This window comes from Aeromonas sp. (assembly GCF_050252055.1).
GTDB classification, from domain to species: domain Bacteria; phylum Pseudomonadota; class Gammaproteobacteria; order Enterobacterales; family Aeromonadaceae; genus Aeromonas; species Aeromonas caviae.
Map to the genome: position 1 here is coordinate 391,848 of NZ_JBFWLQ010000003.1, position 16,421 is coordinate 408,268.

8 protein-coding genes are annotated in these 16,421 nt (G+C 58.9%); 1 reads left to right on the top strand and 7 read right to left on the bottom strand.

Going from position 1 to position 16,421, the window contains the following annotated elements; translation table 11 throughout:
• From AB7E19_RS07820 to AB7E19_RS07850, 7 genes are all read right to left on the bottom strand, one after another.
• Positions 1 to 2,051 (bottom strand): retention module-containing protein (locus AB7E19_RS07820; protein WP_427934880.1); only part of this gene is annotated, 2,051 nt, incomplete at its 3' end.
• Between the two features lie 267 nt (positions 2,052 to 2,318).
• Complete coding sequence (locus tag AB7E19_RS07825; RefSeq protein ID WP_201888342.1) at positions 2,319 to 4,244, bottom strand: EAL domain-containing protein; 1,926 nt, start codon at positions 4,242 to 4,244, stop codon at positions 2,319 to 2,321.
• 3 nt (positions 4,245 to 4,247) lie between these two features.
• A complete protein-coding gene (locus AB7E19_RS07830) occupies positions 4,248 to 4,991 on the bottom strand; it encodes a transglutaminase-like cysteine peptidase (protein ID WP_372587717.1) in 744 nt (247 codons plus the stop codon).
• A gap of 114 nt (positions 4,992 to 5,105) precedes the next feature.
• Positions 5,106 to 6,437: a TolC family outer membrane protein gene (locus AB7E19_RS07835; protein ID WP_010675164.1), complete on the bottom strand. Its 1,332-nt coding sequence runs from the start codon at positions 6,435 to 6,437 to the stop codon at positions 5,106 to 5,108.
• A 35-nt stretch (positions 6,438 to 6,472) separates the two neighbouring features.
• Positions 6,473 to 7,888: an HlyD family type I secretion periplasmic adaptor subunit gene (locus AB7E19_RS07840; RefSeq protein ID WP_113070080.1), complete on the bottom strand. Its 1,416-nt coding sequence runs from the start codon at positions 7,886 to 7,888 to the stop codon at positions 6,473 to 6,475.
• Positions 7,881 to 10,025, bottom strand: a complete 2,145-nt coding sequence (locus tag AB7E19_RS07845; protein ID WP_039040368.1) for a type I secretion system permease/ATPase — start codon at positions 10,023 to 10,025, stop codon at positions 7,881 to 7,883. Before AB7E19_RS07845 ends, AB7E19_RS07840 begins: the two co-directional genes overlap by 8 nt.
• 370 nt (positions 10,026 to 10,395) lie before the next feature.
• The gene (locus AB7E19_RS07850) at positions 10,396 to 11,340 is read right to left on the bottom strand and encodes a TIGR01212 family radical SAM protein (protein ID WP_322131554.1); all 945 of its coding nucleotides are present in this window, start codon (positions 11,338 to 11,340) and stop codon (positions 10,396 to 10,398) included.
• 613 nt (positions 11,341 to 11,953) lie between these two features.
• Between AB7E19_RS07850 and gltB the strand changes: the two genes are divergently transcribed.
• Complete coding sequence (gene gltB, locus AB7E19_RS07855; protein ID WP_042014659.1) at positions 11,954 to 16,411, top strand: glutamate synthase large subunit; 4,458 nt, start codon at positions 11,954 to 11,956, stop codon at positions 16,409 to 16,411.
• The last annotated feature ends 10 nt before the right edge of the window (positions 16,412 to 16,421 follow it).

The window sequence follows — 16,421 nt, forward strand, 5'->3', positions numbered from 1 at the left end:
TCATCCACGATCTGCACGCTCAGGGTGTTCGAGGCCGAATCCCCGTCGCTGTCCACCAGGCTCACCGCGAAGTCTTCGAACAGGCTGTTGTTGCCGTTCGCCGTCGGGTGCGCCTCATTGTCGTTCAGGGTGTAGCTGTAGCTCACCAGCCCCGTCGCCGGGTTGTACCCGGTGATGGTCAGGGTGTTGCCCAGCGGCGTGGTCACCCCGCTCAGCGGGAAGCCCGCCACCACCCCGTTCACCACGATGTTGATGCCACCCACGCTCAGGGTCTTCACCCCGTCCGGCGCGCTGATGGTGAAGTCCCCCGTCACCGTGGTCGACTCCTTGCTGCTGTCCGACCCCGCCGATTCGTTCTCGCCGCGGGTCGCCAGCAGGTCGTCCTCGTACACCTTCGCATCCCCGCCCTCGCCCTTGGGCGTCAGGTTGGTGATGGTCACCCCGTCATCGTCGTTCTTGATGGTCAGGGTCAGGGTTGCCGTGCTCACGTCTCCATCCGCATCCGTCAGGGTGTAGGTGAACACTTCGCTGCCCACCCCGCCCCCGGTCAGCGCCTTGAAGTCACCGTCGTTCGGGTTGAGGGTGTAGGTGTAGGTGCCGTTGGCATTGAGCACCAGGCTGCCGTAGGTCCCGCTCAGGGTGCCCGCGGTCACTGCCGCGCCATCCGCCCCCTGCACGTCGTTGGTGATGACGTTGCCATTGAGGACCAGGTTGTTCTCGCTCGCCGCCGTCGGGTTGACGTCGCTCACCGCCGTCGGCACGTCGTCCAGCACCACGACATCCAGCCCTGCACTGGTCGTGTCGCCATCGAGGTCCGTCAACACAACGTTGAAGCTCTCCGTCAGAGCCCCATCATTTGCAGGTTTGTTATGTGTTTCGTTATCGTTCAGGGTGTAGCTGTAGGTCACGCTGCCAACCCCTGTCACCGGGTTGTAGCTGACGCTGGTCACCAGCAGTTGATTTCCCAAAGGACTGGGGATCCCCTGGGGGAAGGTGGTCAAGACCTGGCCATTGCTGATCAGCGTCACACCTCCCAGCGTCAGGCTTTGTACTCCATCTGCCGCATTGAATGTAAAGGTACTGCTCTTGGTCAAGGCTGCGCCATCGGAGGCTGAGCCATCCGGCAATGCGGCTTCATCAAGGACAAGCTCACCACCCTCGACCTGCAATCCATTCAGCGAGACAGGCTCATCTACAGGGGTGATGGTGATAGTCAGAGTGGAGTCGTTGGTATCATCCCCATCCGTTACGGTGTAATTGACCGCAGGTACAGGCCCTGTGTAGTTCAGCGCGGGGGTAAAGGTATAGGAGCCGTCGGCATTGATGATCAGCGTACCAATCCCATCCAGCGTGCTCTCAACGCCAGCAGCAATTCCCTGATTGCTGCCCCAGCTATAGGAAATGACAGACGAATCAAGGGGACCATCCGGATTGTTGCTGTTGTCGAGCACATTGCCACTGATGGCCTGATCTTCCTGGGTGACAACAGACTCATCCTGATCATCGAGCTGATTCTCGGGCAGAAGATCGTCTTCCTGCAGCACATTCTGATCGATCAACGTGTCATAGCCGGTATCGAATCCGGCCTCGGCTATGGTCGCATCTCCGATGCGGTCTATGACAACAAAACCACCATTGCCACTGGCCCCTGCGACCCCGCCGATACCGCCACCACCACCGGCGGCAGGTGCCCCACCGGCAGCAGAGGCTTCGAAGTTCTTGGTCGGGTCAACCCCTTGCAGGATGGATTGTTGCAACGCCGCAATTTCTGGCGACACTTCAGGCGAGCCTTGCTGATGATTGGCAACCGATGAGGACGATTGCCCCTCTGGAGGCATCTCTGTCCCTGCCGGAACACCATTGTCCGCTGCAGGTTTGTCATCGTAGGGAGCCAGCATCAATTTGGCATCATCAGCGATATTGAGTCTGGCGCCAGGCTGCAGTATCTCGCCAGGCTGGAGAGGACGACTGCTGCCATCGGCAAGCAGGATCTGAACGTTGCCTTCTACGGAAGAGACGACCACGGTTTTGTCGATGATTTGGGTGCGCATATCCATTGCTCCAGGGTGACAGATCTTGATGCCTACACTCTAGATACGCCCCCGTCCTGCTTCCGTTGCAAAAATGTACAGGGTTGAGTCTCTTTGACTTCATCCGATGCAGCGAATCGAACGAATATTTTTTACATATAAAAATCAATTAAGTAACAGCGCGAGTTTTAGTGATATTACCTATATGTCGCGTAAAAATGATGTACATATTCTAAACAGATATAAAAAAGGGCCCTTAATGGGCCCCTTTCTATCGAGTTGTACCGCTTATGCCAGTGGAAATGCAGGGTGAACGAACCCCTGATAACCATCGATATGCAAACTGGACAACAATTCAACCTGCCGTTGATCTTCCACCCGGGTGGCGATGGTCGTGACACCCGCATTGTGGGCAGCCCGACAGACAGCCGCCAGGAAGGAGGTATCGGCGCCTGGTTCCATGACCTGGCTGGTATACCCGTGGTCCACCTTGACATAAGCGGGGGTCAGCTCTTCCAGATAGCCGAGGGACTGGAAGTGCCGGCCATAGTGATCGACCCCCCACAAGAAGCCGTGCTCTCGCAATAGCTCAACCAGATGAGTCACATACTCTTTGTGTTTCATGATGGCCACTTCCGGGATTTCGAACAGCAGTCGCTCCTTCAGCTCCACGTTCAGCGACAGATAGCCTCTGAGCCATGTCAGGAACTCATCCGAACAGAGAGAACCCGCCGTGATATTGACTGCCAACACCAATTCCGGTTGCTGCTTGAACAAGGGGACGCAGGCTTCCAGCACCGCCTTGTCAAACTCGGCCCCCATCTTGAACTGCTCGATCGCAGGCAAGAACTGCCCTGCGAAGTAATCCGTTCCATCTCGCGAGATGGCCGCGAACAACTCGGCATGCAGGCGGGTACCATCATCGAAGCGGCATGCAGGCTGTGCCTTGAAGCGCCAGAGATGTCTGGCAATGGCATCCTGCACCAGGTCTCGCCAGGCAAGGCGTCCCATCAGTCCCTGCTCATTGCCGCCTTCCATCACGACGGCACCGCGCCGCTCATTGCGCGCTTTGCCAAGGGCGTTATCCGCCTTCGTCAGCAGGGCCGAGAGATCGTCATTGCCATCACGGCCGGCGATGCCGACGACGGACAGCGCACCGCTTTCTCCCATGGGATTGACAACCAGATCGGCGATACGGCTGTTGATGAGCTCCGCCAGCTCCTTGAGCTGAGACAGATCATCGGTGGGGCAGAGCAAGGCATACTCCGTCGCCGAGATCCGGGCCAGTGCCGCGCCATCCCAGCCATCCAGCAGTTCCCTGAGCACCTGTGCAATGGACTTGACCATGTTGTCCCTTGCAGCAAAGCCCTCTTCCCGATAGAGATCGTCCAGCATGTCGACGGCCACCAGCATGACCCCGCCCTGCCCGGCCTCCGCAATCCAGGCATTGACCTGCCCGACGAAGTAAGAGCGGTTGCCAAGCCCGGAGACGGCATCCACATAGACACGGGCTCGCAGATTCTCGGCTTCGTCGGCCTGCTCCTTGAACTGTACGGCGAGCTTGCTGGAAAGGGTATTGATGGCCTGTACCACTTGCCGCAGCTCGCGGGTCTTGGGCTCGGGAATGGCGTGGCCGAAATGGTGCAGCTCGATTTCAACCGCCTGATCGCAAATCAGCTTGAGCGGTTTGAGCAGATAATTGAGCGCCCGCATCAGCAAGAGAGTGGTGACGAGAAAGCCGACCAGGAACCAGGTGGCCAGTTCGCTCATTCCTTTCCAAAGCTCGTAGTAGGCTTGTCCAGGGTGGCCGACGACCTTCAGCTTGCCCAGTTGCAGCCAACCCGACGTCAAAATCGATTCATTGGCCACTTCAGGGAACAGATCCAGCCCAATGAACCACTGTGGGACCCCTTCGATATGGCTGCTGTTCTCCAGCTCGATGACATCCTTGGAGGCCAGCAGATCGAGACGGACCAGCTTGTAGTAACCCCCGTCGAACACCGCCTTGATCACGGATTCGGCACTGACCTTGTCGCCGTTCTCCAGATAGGGGGTCAGCGCCAGACCCAGTGCGGTGGACGTATTGATGACGGTGGTCTCCTGCTGCTGCGCCAGGTAGTTGCGGGTCGAATTGAATTGCACCCAATAGGTGGCGGCAAACAGCAATCCGAACAGCAGCAGCATGGTTGCCAATAGTTGTCTGTAGAGCGTCATAGGTTAATCATCCAAATTGACCGCAGGCCGAGCCAATCGCCCCGATGTCATGCGATTGCGTAAGTCTGTCCATAATCCCAAGCGGGATGATTGCCCGGCCAGTTCCCCTTGACCACGCGCCTTCATCAGCCACAAGTGACTACCGTTAAAACTGTAAATTGGCAACAAATCCGCCCGTTGGGTCGCCGGGCGAATTGATCCGACAAGATTGTCCAGAATCAGGGGTACTGCCGCAGGCGTCTCATAGTAGGCAACGACCATATGAAACTGGTTATAATCCAATGCCTTGACATATACCATTCGCATTTTTTCATCAGGGATGCCAAGTTCCAGCAAGGTAAAATACTTGGAAATGCTGAAGTCTTCACAATCTCCCCCCGCTGCGCCCAGAAATTCCAGCGGTGTCGCCCAATAATCCTTCTTGTGCCACAACTTGATGTCATCGATGAAACGCATCTGGTTGAAGAACTGGTTCACCTTCTCCAGCTTCTGCCGATCCGTCAGCCCCGCCGCCTTGTTCTGCATTGCCAAAGTGCGCCAGCTGGTGACCCGTTTGCCAGCCCTGGGGCCATAGGTCTCCTCCGCGCGCTTGACCAGTTTCATATCCTCCGGTGAGAGAGGCTGGCTGGCGCTGAGCAGCAGGGGGATCGCCAGCAGGGCCAGCCACAGCAGGCGAACCCGCCAGGGCGCACGTGCACCTGCGACAGCTCGATACCCATCACGTCGGCTCCAGCCTGTCGATGCCACTTCTTTCTGTGTCATGACGCCGCCATCATCCCCTGACCGCCGGACGCATAAAAGAATGACTGCAGCACGCTGCAGCCATTCCCCTTGCCTGATATGACATCAGTGGCAGGGCCATCAGTTGTTGTTGGCCTGCCATTCAGCCGGTTGCTGCACATTCAGAGCATTGAGCAGACCACCGGTGGCATTGAGGATACGATAATCCGCCAACAGGGAGTCGTACTCGGCAGTGATGTAGCTGCGGCGAGCCTCGAACAGTTCGTTCTCCGTGTTCAGCACGTCCAGCAAGGTCCGTTGGCCCAGGCCGAATTGCTTCTTGTACGCCTGTACGGTGTCATAGCTGGCGTCCACGTGCTCTTTGAGGAAGACTTTTTGCTTTGCCAGCGACTCTTTGGCGTTCCAGGCGAGGCGGGTCCCCTCTTCCACCTGACGGAAGGCATTCATGTGAATGTCTTTGGCCTGGGAATAGAGCGCAGAGGTTGCCTTACTTTCTGCCAGATCGGACCCACCGCGGAACAGGTTGTAACGCATCCGGACCATGGCGGTGAGATCGTCGTTACGGCCTTTGACCGCATCGATGTCCTCGTTCCAGTTCTGATCCACTTCAAAGGCTACGTTCGGGTAGAACCCTGACTTGGAGCCTTCATGCTGGTACTTCGCCTCTTCGATGTCCTGCAGGGATGACAGCAGGGTCGGGTGAACCTCTGTTGCCGTCTTCAGCGCATCTTCCAGTGTTGCGGGCAGGAGCTGGGTGTTCGGTACTGGCTGAACGAGATCCTTGGGCACTTCATTGACGACACGGATAAACTCGCTCTCGGCATCCCGATAGTTGTTCTCCGCCGCCGCCTGATTGGAGTAAGCCCGAGCCACACGACCGTCGATCTGGGTCTGGTCAGCGGTCGACCCAAGACCGGAGTCGGTCCGTTTCTGGATGTCACTGCGGATCTGCTCGTGGGTTTCAAGGTTCTGCTTGGACAGCTCCAGGATCTCCTGCTGACGCAGCATGTTGAGATAGACCTCGGCCACGCGCAGGGCCGTGTTCTCCGCCTCGGAGATCATCGCCAGGCGCTGGGCCTGGGCGGCGGCATCGGTCCGTGCCACGTTGCTGCTGACATCAAAGCCGTCAAACAGCATCTGGCGAAGGCTGATCCCGGCCTCCTTGCGCGTCATGGAGTCATCGATCGTCTGTGAATTCGGACCTGCGGCACGGGTCGAGGGACTGTCAGTCTTCTCGTAACCGACGCCACCACGCAGATCAATGGTGGGGTAATAGCCGCCCTTGGCTCCATCATGCTGATACAGTCGTGCCTGATAGAGATCAAAAGCTTCCTTGATTTTCGGATGGGTAGCCAGTGACTGCGCCACTGACTGTTCCAGCGTCTGTGCCTGGCTCAGGCCCGGGAACAGTATGGTGCCACTAACCAGCATGGCAACAATCGTCTTCTTCATGGTATCTCCAGTCATGTTGTTTTTAGATTGTTGGCTTATCGTTCTCTCAGTGCCGACTGCTTAGCCCTCAAGATGGGTTTCAGCAAGTAGTCTAGGACACTTTTTTTACCAGTAATAATATCTGCACTGGCTAACATACCGGGGATGATGGGAAGTGCGTTAAGCTCATCGCCCAGATAACTCTTCTCGGTTCGTACTCGCACCAGATAGAAGGAATTGCCCTCCTCATCCTGGATTGAGTCGGCACTTATCTGTTCAACCTTGCCATGTAAACCTCCATAAATAGTGAAATCATAGGCAGTTATCTTGACCACGGCCTCCAGTCCGGGTCTGAGGAACGCGATGTCCTTGGGCGACACCTTGGCTTCAACCAGCAGGGTGTCTTCCAGCGGCACTATCTCCATCAGGTCCATGCCCGGCTGAACGACCCCACCCAGCGTATTAATCTTGAGCTTTTTGATGGTCCCCTTGAGAGGCGCAATCACACTGGTACGATCGACTCTGTCCCTGAGGCCGACCTGACCCTCCGACAACTGGCTCAACTTGCCTTGACGTTCGTTCAGCTCGGTCTGGGAGTCCGCCCGGAATTTCAGGGCGATATCATTTCGCTTCGAGATGGTCTCCCGCAGTACCGAGTTGAGCTTGGGCACCAGCAGGCGGTTCGCCTCCAGCTCCCCTTGCATTTCGTTGACCTGCCGCTCCAGTTTAATTAGCTCCACTTGAGGAACTATACCCTCTTTTGCGAGAGGACGGCTGATGTTCAGCTCCTGACGAGCCAAATCAACGCTGCGGCCCACGGTCCGGATCTTGGCATTGAGCTCTATGGTCTCCTGCTCTTTCTGCTCGATCTGCTGTCCCAGAATGTAAAGCTGGTTCTTGAGGTTGTTTAACCGCGCCTCCTGCACCGACCTTTCACGGGCGGCATATTCGGCAAAGACATTCTCGTACCCTTCGGGGAACTCTATGGGTTGCTTGTCGATGGCTACCTGCTCACGCCACCCCAGGTTGGGTTCGTTCTTGACCACCACGCTGCGAATTTCGGCGCGCAGGCGGGCGATATCCCCCTTGAGGGTGACCAGCTCCTGCTCCCGTTCGCGAAAATCCGACTTGAAGCGGGTATCGTCGATGCGCAGCAATGGCTGCCCCTTCTCGACGATGTCCCCCTCCTTGACGAAGATCTCCTTGACGATCCCCCCTTCCAGGTTCTGGATCACCTGCAACTGGCGCGACGGTATCACCTTGCCCTGGCCGACTGTCACTTCATCCAGCTCTGCCCAGGCGGCCCAGACGATGGCGCTGACAAAAAACAGGAAGCAGGCCCACAGCAGGACTCTGGCACGGGTGGGCGTCGTCAGCAGCACGGCGGCGGCGCCGTCATCCACGTACTCGAGATGTTCGGGTGCAGGCAAGACCGCATCTGAGGGCGTTTTCTTGAACCAGTGGTTAGCCATTCGCCGTCTCCTGCACCCGCACCTTGCCTTCCTTCAATTGCTGCAACACCACCTCTTTGGGACCGTCCGCCACTATCTTCCCCTGCTCCACGACGATGACCCGGGAAGCGACATCCAGCATGGAGGTCTTGTGGGTGATGAGGATAAGGGTGGTTTCGGGGCCGAGCCGCGCCAGCTCCTGCTTCACGTGCATCTCTGACTGGTTGTCCATGTTGGAGGTCGGCTCGTCCATCACCAGAATGGGGGGATCGTTGAGCAGGGCGCGCGCCAGCAGGATGGACTGACGCTGGCCACCGGAGAGCTGACGTCCCCCTTCGCCTATCTGTCTGTCGAGGCCGTTGGGATCCCGGTTGGTAAAGTTGGTGACCCCGGCCCGCTTGGCGGCGCGCAAGACACGGGCATCATCCACCAGGGGATTACCCAGCATGATATTGTCCCGCACGGAACCAAAGAAGAGGGTCACATCTTGCGGCACGCAGCCGATGTTGCGGCGAATGATGGTCGGCGGCAGTTGGTCCAGCTCAAAGCCATCCAGACGCACTAGGCCATCAGTCGGGCGATAGAGACCCATCAGCAATTTCTCCAGCGTGGTTTTACCCGCACCGATGCGTCCAATGATGGCCACCTTCTCACCCGGCTCGATGCGCAGGTTGATGTTGTGCAGGGTACTGCTCTCCATGCCCGGATACTTGAAGGAGACATTTTCAAACTCGATGCGCCCCTGGATGACCGGATGGTGGATGTACTGCCTGCCCTCCTCCTGCTCACCCGGCGTCATCATGATCTTCTCCAGGATCTCGAGCGCCGACTTGGCCTGATTGTAGCGGGTGGAGAGCACCGACAGCTGCACCATGGGGGCGATGGCCCGGCTCGACAGCATCACGGCCGCTATCATGCCCCCCATGGTCACCAATCCTTCCGAGATCTGGTAAACACCGACGATCACCAGTCCCACTGTCACCACCTGCTGGATGTAGCTCGCCAGAGAAGACATGGAGTTGGTGATGCGCCGGGTCTGCACGCCCCAGGTCGAGATGTGGGACACCGCCTGCTCCCAGCGGTGCTGGAACATGCTCTCGGCCCCGAAAATCTTCACGGTCTCAAGGCCCGAGATGCTTTCGATCAGATTGGCGTTCTTCTGGGAGGCGAGCCGGGAGCCCTCCTCGATGGATTGCTTCAGCGGTGCCTGAATGTAGAAGCTGTAGGCCACCAGGATCAGGATGGCGATGATGGGCACCACCACCATGACACCGGCGAAAATCCAGATGATGAAGAGGAAGAAGATGGCAAACGGCAGATCGATCAGGGTGGAGACGGTGGCCGACGTGAAAAACTCGCGCACCGATTCAAACTCCTGCAAGTGCTTGGCAAAGGCACCGGTCGACGCAGGCCTGGACTCCATCTTCATGCCCATCACCTTGGCAAAGATTTTGGCCGACAACAGCACGTCGGATTTCTTGCCTGCAATATCGATGAAGTAGCTGCGCAGCTGGCGCATCACGAAGTCGAAGGTGAACACCACCATGGCTCCAACCGCCAGCACCCAGAGGGAGTCGAATGCCAGGTTGGGCACAATCTTGTCATAGACGTTCATGGTGAACAGGGGGCTGGCGATGGCAAACAGGTTGATGAGGATCGAGGCCACCAGCACATCCCGATAGATACCACGGGACTCGAACAAGGTGCTCCAGAACCAGTGACCATCACGGGTCTCCAGCACTTTGGGCGAGCGCTCATCAAACTTGAACTGCCGCTTGACGTAGAACAGACGACCATTGTACTCGTCACCCAGCTGGGCAAGACTGACCCATTGAGCCGCGTCTCCGGCCTGGGGAAAGATGACCCTCGCCTGGGTCCGTTCTTCATTCCATTCAAGCAAGATGCAGGCGCCGCCATTGCGCGTCTGCAAGACGCAGGGCAGCAGCAGGGAGGAGATCTGTTCAAGGGGCTGGATCACTTCGCGGGCAGAGAGACCGCCCCGCTCGGCGGCACGACTGAAGAGCGCCGTGCTGAGACGCCCGGAGACCAGTGGCAAGCCGGTGGTGAGAGCATCCTGACTGTTGGGCACCCCGTAAAAGCGGGTCAAAAAGACCAGGCACTCCAACAGTTCATCTATATGGCTGGTTTCTGCTTGCATAGCATCCCATCAAACATGATTCAGAAGGTTGTCTCGGGGCCGAATATACAAAGCCCGGCGGCGATCCGGAAAAACAGAACAGACCTCGCCACCCAGACCCACAACCCGATTAGCGCACAGAGCCGGGACACTGCATGTCTCGCCTCCCTCACAGATTTTCATGCCGGAAACGGAGGGGACATGCCGGGCACCTGATGTTGCCAACAAATATGCCACCCGGTACGAAGAAAGCCCGCCCGGTATACAAACTGCAAAGAGTTATTGATAACTATATCTTTTTTCAAGCCGACCATCTTATCAAGGTGACTTGAACGAAACTATACTCCAAAGACTGAATTTCATCTAATAACCCACTGTTTTTTTGACGAAATTAGAGTTGGCACTCGCCTGTGGAAGGGAGAGAAAAAGGGCGTCCCAGGCAGTGTCCCTGAGGGCCTGAGCGTGCCAGCGCCGCGGCAATGGCGGTCATGGCGCTCCAGCGATTCTCGCACCAGGCGGGGGCCAGCAGGGTCGGGCGGCGCGCCGACGCCGAGACCCTGTGATAGACCACCTCGGGCGGCGTGTACTGGATCATGGCGACCGCCGCCGCCACATACTGCTCCATCGTCAACACATCCAGCCGTCCCGCCTGCCACGCCTTGCCAAGAGTGCTCCCCTCCACCACATGCAGTGGGTGAAGCTTGATCCCCTCGACGCCGGTCTCCACGACACGGTGGAGGGTTTCCAGGCTGTCCATCGGCACCTCGCCGGGCAGGCCGACGATGAGATGGGCACACACCTTGATGCCTCGCAGATGGGCTCGGGTAACGGCATCGGCATAAGCGGCATAGCCGTGACCCCGATTGATGCGTTGCAACGTCTTGTCGTTGGCACTTTGCAGCCCGAGCTCCAGCCACACCTCGTAACCTCTGGCCTGATAACCTGCCAGCAGATCCAGCACCGCATCGGGTACACAATCAGGGCGAGTTCCGACGCAGAGCCCCACCATGTCGCTCACCGACAAGGCTTCTTCATACATGCGCTGAAGGTACTCCACTTCGGCATAAGTACTGGTATAGGCCTGAAAGTAGGCAAGATAGCGCCTGGCCCGGGTCACCTCGTCCCGGCGTGCCAGCAGTTGCTGCACCACGGAGAGTTGCTGGGCCGACTCGTCGGCAAAGGAGGAGACATTGCAGAAAGTGCAGCCACCCCGGCCCAGGGTGCCGTCCCGGTTTGGGCAGGTAAAGGCCCCGTGGATGGAGAGTTTGTGGATCTTCTGGCCGTGGCGTTGCTTGAGATCCTGGCCAAATGTATTGATGAGTTCGTGTAACTGCATGACACCTCCGAAATGAGGTGTCATTCTAGCGACGCAGCCCGGCGGGCAGGCTGCGCTGGATCAATCCCGCTCTCTACCCAAAAATCATATAAATATTCACGTTAGATGTGATAAATACCCAACAGTCGGCATTCACGGTCACTTTTGACAACCTGTCACTCCTGCAACCTGGAGAAAAGTGTCATAACCTCTCGCCCATAACCGGCTGTAACTACTGAAAAAATCCTGTTTAGTCTGCTTATGGACAAATGCAAGACGCAGGATCCTGAAATGTGATCCCCGCCAAGCACACCAGAGATGACTTTGTAAAATTACTACAGTTTCCCGCCACCATGCAGTCAACCACCAAACCGTCCATAACCAGAATATAAAGCCAACAAACAAATAAAAGGCAGTCATAAATACAAGAAAATGCTGATTGAGTCTCAAAAACCCACATTTTGTTATGGCGATGTAACATTGCAAACAAGCGGGATGTCCAATTGACCTTGCCCGAAAATCCCATTAGTTTGGAGATTCGCCACCTCAGGCGGACGGAACCACAAGAGCCAATCGCAATTTATGCAGTCTGTTGATGACAGTGCGATGGAAGGCCGAGCAAGGGAGAAATGCAATGTCACTATATGATCCAAAGCTGGAGAGGGATAACTGTGGCTTCGGCCTGTTGGCCCACATGGAAGGGGAAGCCAGCCACAAGCTTGTCCGTCTCGCGATGTCAGCCTTGGCTCGCATGCAGCACCGCGGCGGTATCTCCGCCGATGGCAAGACCGGCGACGGCTGCGGCCTGTTGCTGCAAAAACCCGACAGCTTCTTTAGAGCGGTCGCCGAAGAGAAGGGATGGCACCTGGGCCGCAACTACGCGGTCGGCATGCTGTTCCTCAACCCCGATCCCATCCTGGCCCAGGCCACTCGCGACATCATCGACGAGGAGCTGGAAAGAGAGACCCTGAGTCTGGTCGGCTGGCGCAAGGTGCCTATCGATACCAACGTACTCGGTTCCATCGCCAAGGCGTCCCTGCCCAGTATTGAACAGGTCTTTGTCAACGCGCCCCCGGGCTGGGTCGACAAGGATCTCGAGCGCCGCCTCTATATCGTGCGCCGCCGCATCGAGAAGCGCATCAGCGACGACTACTTCTATGTGGTCAGCCTCTCCAACCTGGTCACCGTCTACAAGGGACTGTGCATGCCGGTGGATTTGCCGCGCTTCTATCTGGATCTGGCCGACATCCGCATGCAGGCCGCCATCTGCGTGTTCCACCAGCGTTTCTCCACCAACACCAGCCCGCGCTGGCCGCTGGCGCAGCCGTTCCGCTACCTCGCCCACAACGGCGAGATCAACACCATTGCCGGCAACCGCCAGTGGGCCAAGGCGCGCAGCTACAAGTTCGCCACCCCGCTGATCCCGGATCTGCAAGAGGCCGCCCCCTTCGTCAACACCACGGGATCGGACTCCTCCAGCCTCGACAACATGCTGGATCTCTTCCTGGCCGGCGGCATGGACCTGTTCCGTGCCATGCGCCTGCTGATCCCGCCTGCGTGGCAGAAGCACCCGAACATGGATGACGACCTGCGCGCCTTCTACGACTTCAACTCCATGCACATGGAGCCCTGGGACGGCCCGGCCGGCATCGTCATGACCGACGGTCGCTACGCTACCTGCGCACTCGACAGAAACGGTCTGCGTCCGGCACGTTACGTCATCACCAAGGACAAGTTCATCACGCTGGCCTCCGAAGTGGGCACCTGGGACTACACCCCGGACGAAGTGCTGGAGAAGGGCCGTGTCGGCCCGGGGGAGCTGTTCGTGGTCGATACCAGCAACGGCAAGATCTGGACCAGCTTCGAAATTGACGACGATCTCAAGAGCCGTCACACCTACAAGCAGTGGATGGACAAGCACTGCAAGCGCCTGGTGCCCTTCGAGCAGATGGACGATGCCAGCACGGGATCGCGCGAATTCCCGGATGACCGGCTCAAGACTTACCAGAAGCTGTTCGGCTACTCCTTTGAAGAGCTGGATCAGGTGATCCGCGTACTCGGCGAGAATGGCCAGGAGGCGGTGGGCTCCATGGGGGATGACACCCCGATGGCGGTGCTCTCCTCCAGCCAGCGTACCCTGTACGACTACTTCCGCCAGATGTTCGCCCAGGTGACCAACCCGCCCATCGATCCCCTGCGGGAAAATCACGTCATGTCCCTGGCCACCTGTATCGGCCGCGAGCAGAACGTCTTCAACGAGACCTTCGGTCACGCCCACCGGGTGCTGTTCCAGTCGCCGATCCTGCTCTACTCCGACTTCCATCAGTTGCTGGCCCTGGAAGGGGAGCACTACCGCCATGCGGTGCTGAGCCTCAACTACCTGCCCGAAGAGGGGCTGCAAGCCGCCCTCGAGCGTCTCTGCCACGAGGCAGCTGAAGCGGCCCGCAGCGGCGCGGTGCTGCTGGTGCTGTCAGACCGGGACATCAGCCCGGATACCCTGCCCATCCCGGCCGCCATGGCGGTGGGTGCGGTGCAGCGTACCCTGGTGGACAACAACCTGCGCTGCGACGCCAATATCCTGGTGGAGACCGCGAGCGTGCGCGACCCGCACCACTTCGCCGTGCTGCTGGGCTTTGGCGCCACCGCCATCTACCCCTATCTCGCCTACGAGACCCTCGCCAAGCAGGTAGAAGAAGGCGTGCTCAAGATGAGCCTGCGCCAGGCCATGCTCAACTACCGCAACGGCATCAACAAGGGCCTCTACAAGGTGATGTCCAAGATGGGCATCAGCACGGTGGCAAGCTACCGCTGCTCCCAGCTGTTCGAAGCCGTCGGCCTCTCCAAGGCTGTTGTCGAACTCTGCTTCCGCGGCGTATCGAGCCGCATCCAGGGTGCCGACTTTGCCGACATCCAGCAGGATCAGATCAATCTGTCCCGTCTGGCCTGGCTCGGCCGCAAGCCGCTGACCCAGGGCGGCCTCCTGAAATTCGTCCACGGTGGCGAGTACCACACCTACAACCCGGACGTGGTGCAGACCCTGCAAGTGGCGGTGCGCTCCGGCAACTACGCCGATTACAAGGAGTATGCCCGTCTGGTGAACGAGCGCCCGGTGGCGACCCTGCGGGATCTGCTGTCGCTCAAACAGGGCACCACCCCGGTTGCGCTGGATCAGGTGGAGCCAGCCGCCAGGCTGTTCCCCCGCTTCGACTCCGCGGCCATGTCCATCGGCGCCCTGGGCCCCGAGGCCCACGAGGCCCTGGCCATCGCCATGAACCGCCTCGGCGGTCAGAGCAACTCCGGCGAAGGCGGTGAAGATCCCAAGCGTTTTGGTACCGAGAAGAACTCTCGCATCAAACAGGTGGCTTCCGGTCGCTTTGGCGTCACCCCGCACTACCTGATGAACGCGGACGTGGTGCAGATAAAAGTCGCCCAGGGCGCCAAGCCCGGCGAAGGGGGCCAGCTGCCCGGTGACAAGGTCACCGCGCAAATCGCCCAGCTGCGCTACTCCGTGCCCGGCGTGACCCTGATCTCCCCGCCGCCGCACCACGACATCTACTCCATCGAGGATCTGGCCCAGCTCATCTTCGACATCAAGCAGATCAACCCGAACTGCCTGGTGTCAGTGAAACTGGTGTCCGAACCTGGCGTCGGCACCATCGCCTGTGGCGTGGCCAAGGCTTATGCGGACTTCATCACCGTCTCCGGCTACGACGGCGGCACCGGCGCAAGCCCGCTCACCTCGGTCAAATACGCCGGCTCTCCCTGGGAGCTGGGCCTGGCCGAAACCCAGCAGGCGCTGGTGGCCAATGGCCTGCGCCACAAGGTGCGTCTGCAGGTGGATGGCGGTCTCAAGACCGGTCTCGACATCATCAAGGCGGCCATCCTCGGCGCCGAGAGCTTTGGCTTCGGTACCGGCCCCATGGTGGCACTCGGTTGCAAATACCTGCGTATCTGCCACCTGAACAACTGCGCCACCGGCGTCGCCACCCAGGATGAGAAGCTGCGCCGCGAACACTTCACCGGCCTGCCGGAAATGGTGATGAACTACTTCAAGTTCATCGCCGAGGAGACGCGCGAGCTGATGGCCGAGCTTGGCGTCACCCAGCTCACCGACCTCATCGGTCGTACCGACCTGCTGGAAGCGCTGCCCGGCCTCACCGCCCGTCAGGCCAAGCTGGACTTGTCCGGCATCCTGGCGGCCCCGGTTGCACCGGCAGGCTCCAGTCTGTTCAGCCAGCAGCACAACCCCACCTTCGACAAGGGGCCCTTGAACCTCAAGATGGTGGAAGACCTGCTGGATGCGGTGGAAAACATGAGTGGCGGCGAGTTCCGCTACGACATCCGCAACACCGACCGCTCCGTGGGTGCGCGTCTGTCCGGCGAAATCGTCAAACGCCACGGCAACCAGGGCATGGCGGCCGATCCGGTCAAGGTGCACTTCAACGGCACCGCCGGCCAGAGCTTCGGCGTCTGGAACGCCGGTGGCCTTGAGATGATCCTCACCGGGGATGCCAACGACTACGTGGGCAAGGGGATGACCGGCGGCAAGCTGGTGATCAAACCCCACGTCGGCGTGGCGTTCAAATCCCACGAGGCGGCCATCATCGGCAACACCTGCCTCTATGGCGCCACCGGCGGCAAGCTCTATGCCGCAGGGACCGCCGGCGAGCGGTTCGCGGTGCGCAACTCAGGGGCCTTGGCGGTGGTCGAGGGGATTGGCGACAACGGCTGTGAATACATGACAGGCGGCATCGTCACCGTGCTCGGCAAGACCGGTGTCAACTTCGCGGCGGGCATGACAGGCGGTTTCGCCTACGTGCTCGACGAGTGCGGCAACTTTGCCAAGCGCACCAACCCCGAGCTGGTCGAACTGCTGGAGGTGGCGGATCTGGCCATCCACCAGGAGCACCTGCGCGGTATCATCACGGCGCACCTCAACGAGACAGGCAGCTCGCGTGCCGAGGAGATCCTGGCCAACTTCGACTCCTATGTGCCCAAGTTCAGGCTGATCAAACCCAAGTCCAGCGACGTCAAATCGCTGCTTGGCCACACCAGCCGTTCCAGTGCAGAACTCAGAATCCAGGCGCAATAAGGAGGGAACC

Excerpts from the sequence above, each read along its gene's own strand:
- AB7E19_RS07840 (WP_113070080.1), bottom strand. The coding sequence starts at position 7,888 with ATGGCTAACCACTGGTTCAAGAAAACGCCCTCAGATGCGGTCTTGCCT.
- AB7E19_RS07850 (WP_322131554.1), bottom strand. The coding sequence starts at position 11,340 with ATGCAGTTACACGAACTCATCAATACATTTGGCCAGGATCTCAAGCAA.
- gltB (WP_042014659.1), top strand. The coding sequence starts at position 11,954 with ATGTCACTATATGATCCAAAGCTGGAGAGGGATAACTGTGGCTTCGGC.
- AB7E19_RS07845 (WP_039040368.1), bottom strand. The coding sequence starts at position 10,025 with ATGCAAGCAGAAACCAGCCATATAGATGAACTGTTGGAGTGCCTGGTC.
- AB7E19_RS07835 (WP_010675164.1), bottom strand. The coding sequence starts at position 6,437 with ATGAAGAAGACGATTGTTGCCATGCTGGTTAGTGGCACCATACTGTTC.
- AB7E19_RS07825 (WP_201888342.1), bottom strand. The coding sequence starts at position 4,244 with ATGACGCTCTACAGACAACTATTGGCAACCATGCTGCTGCTGTTCGGA.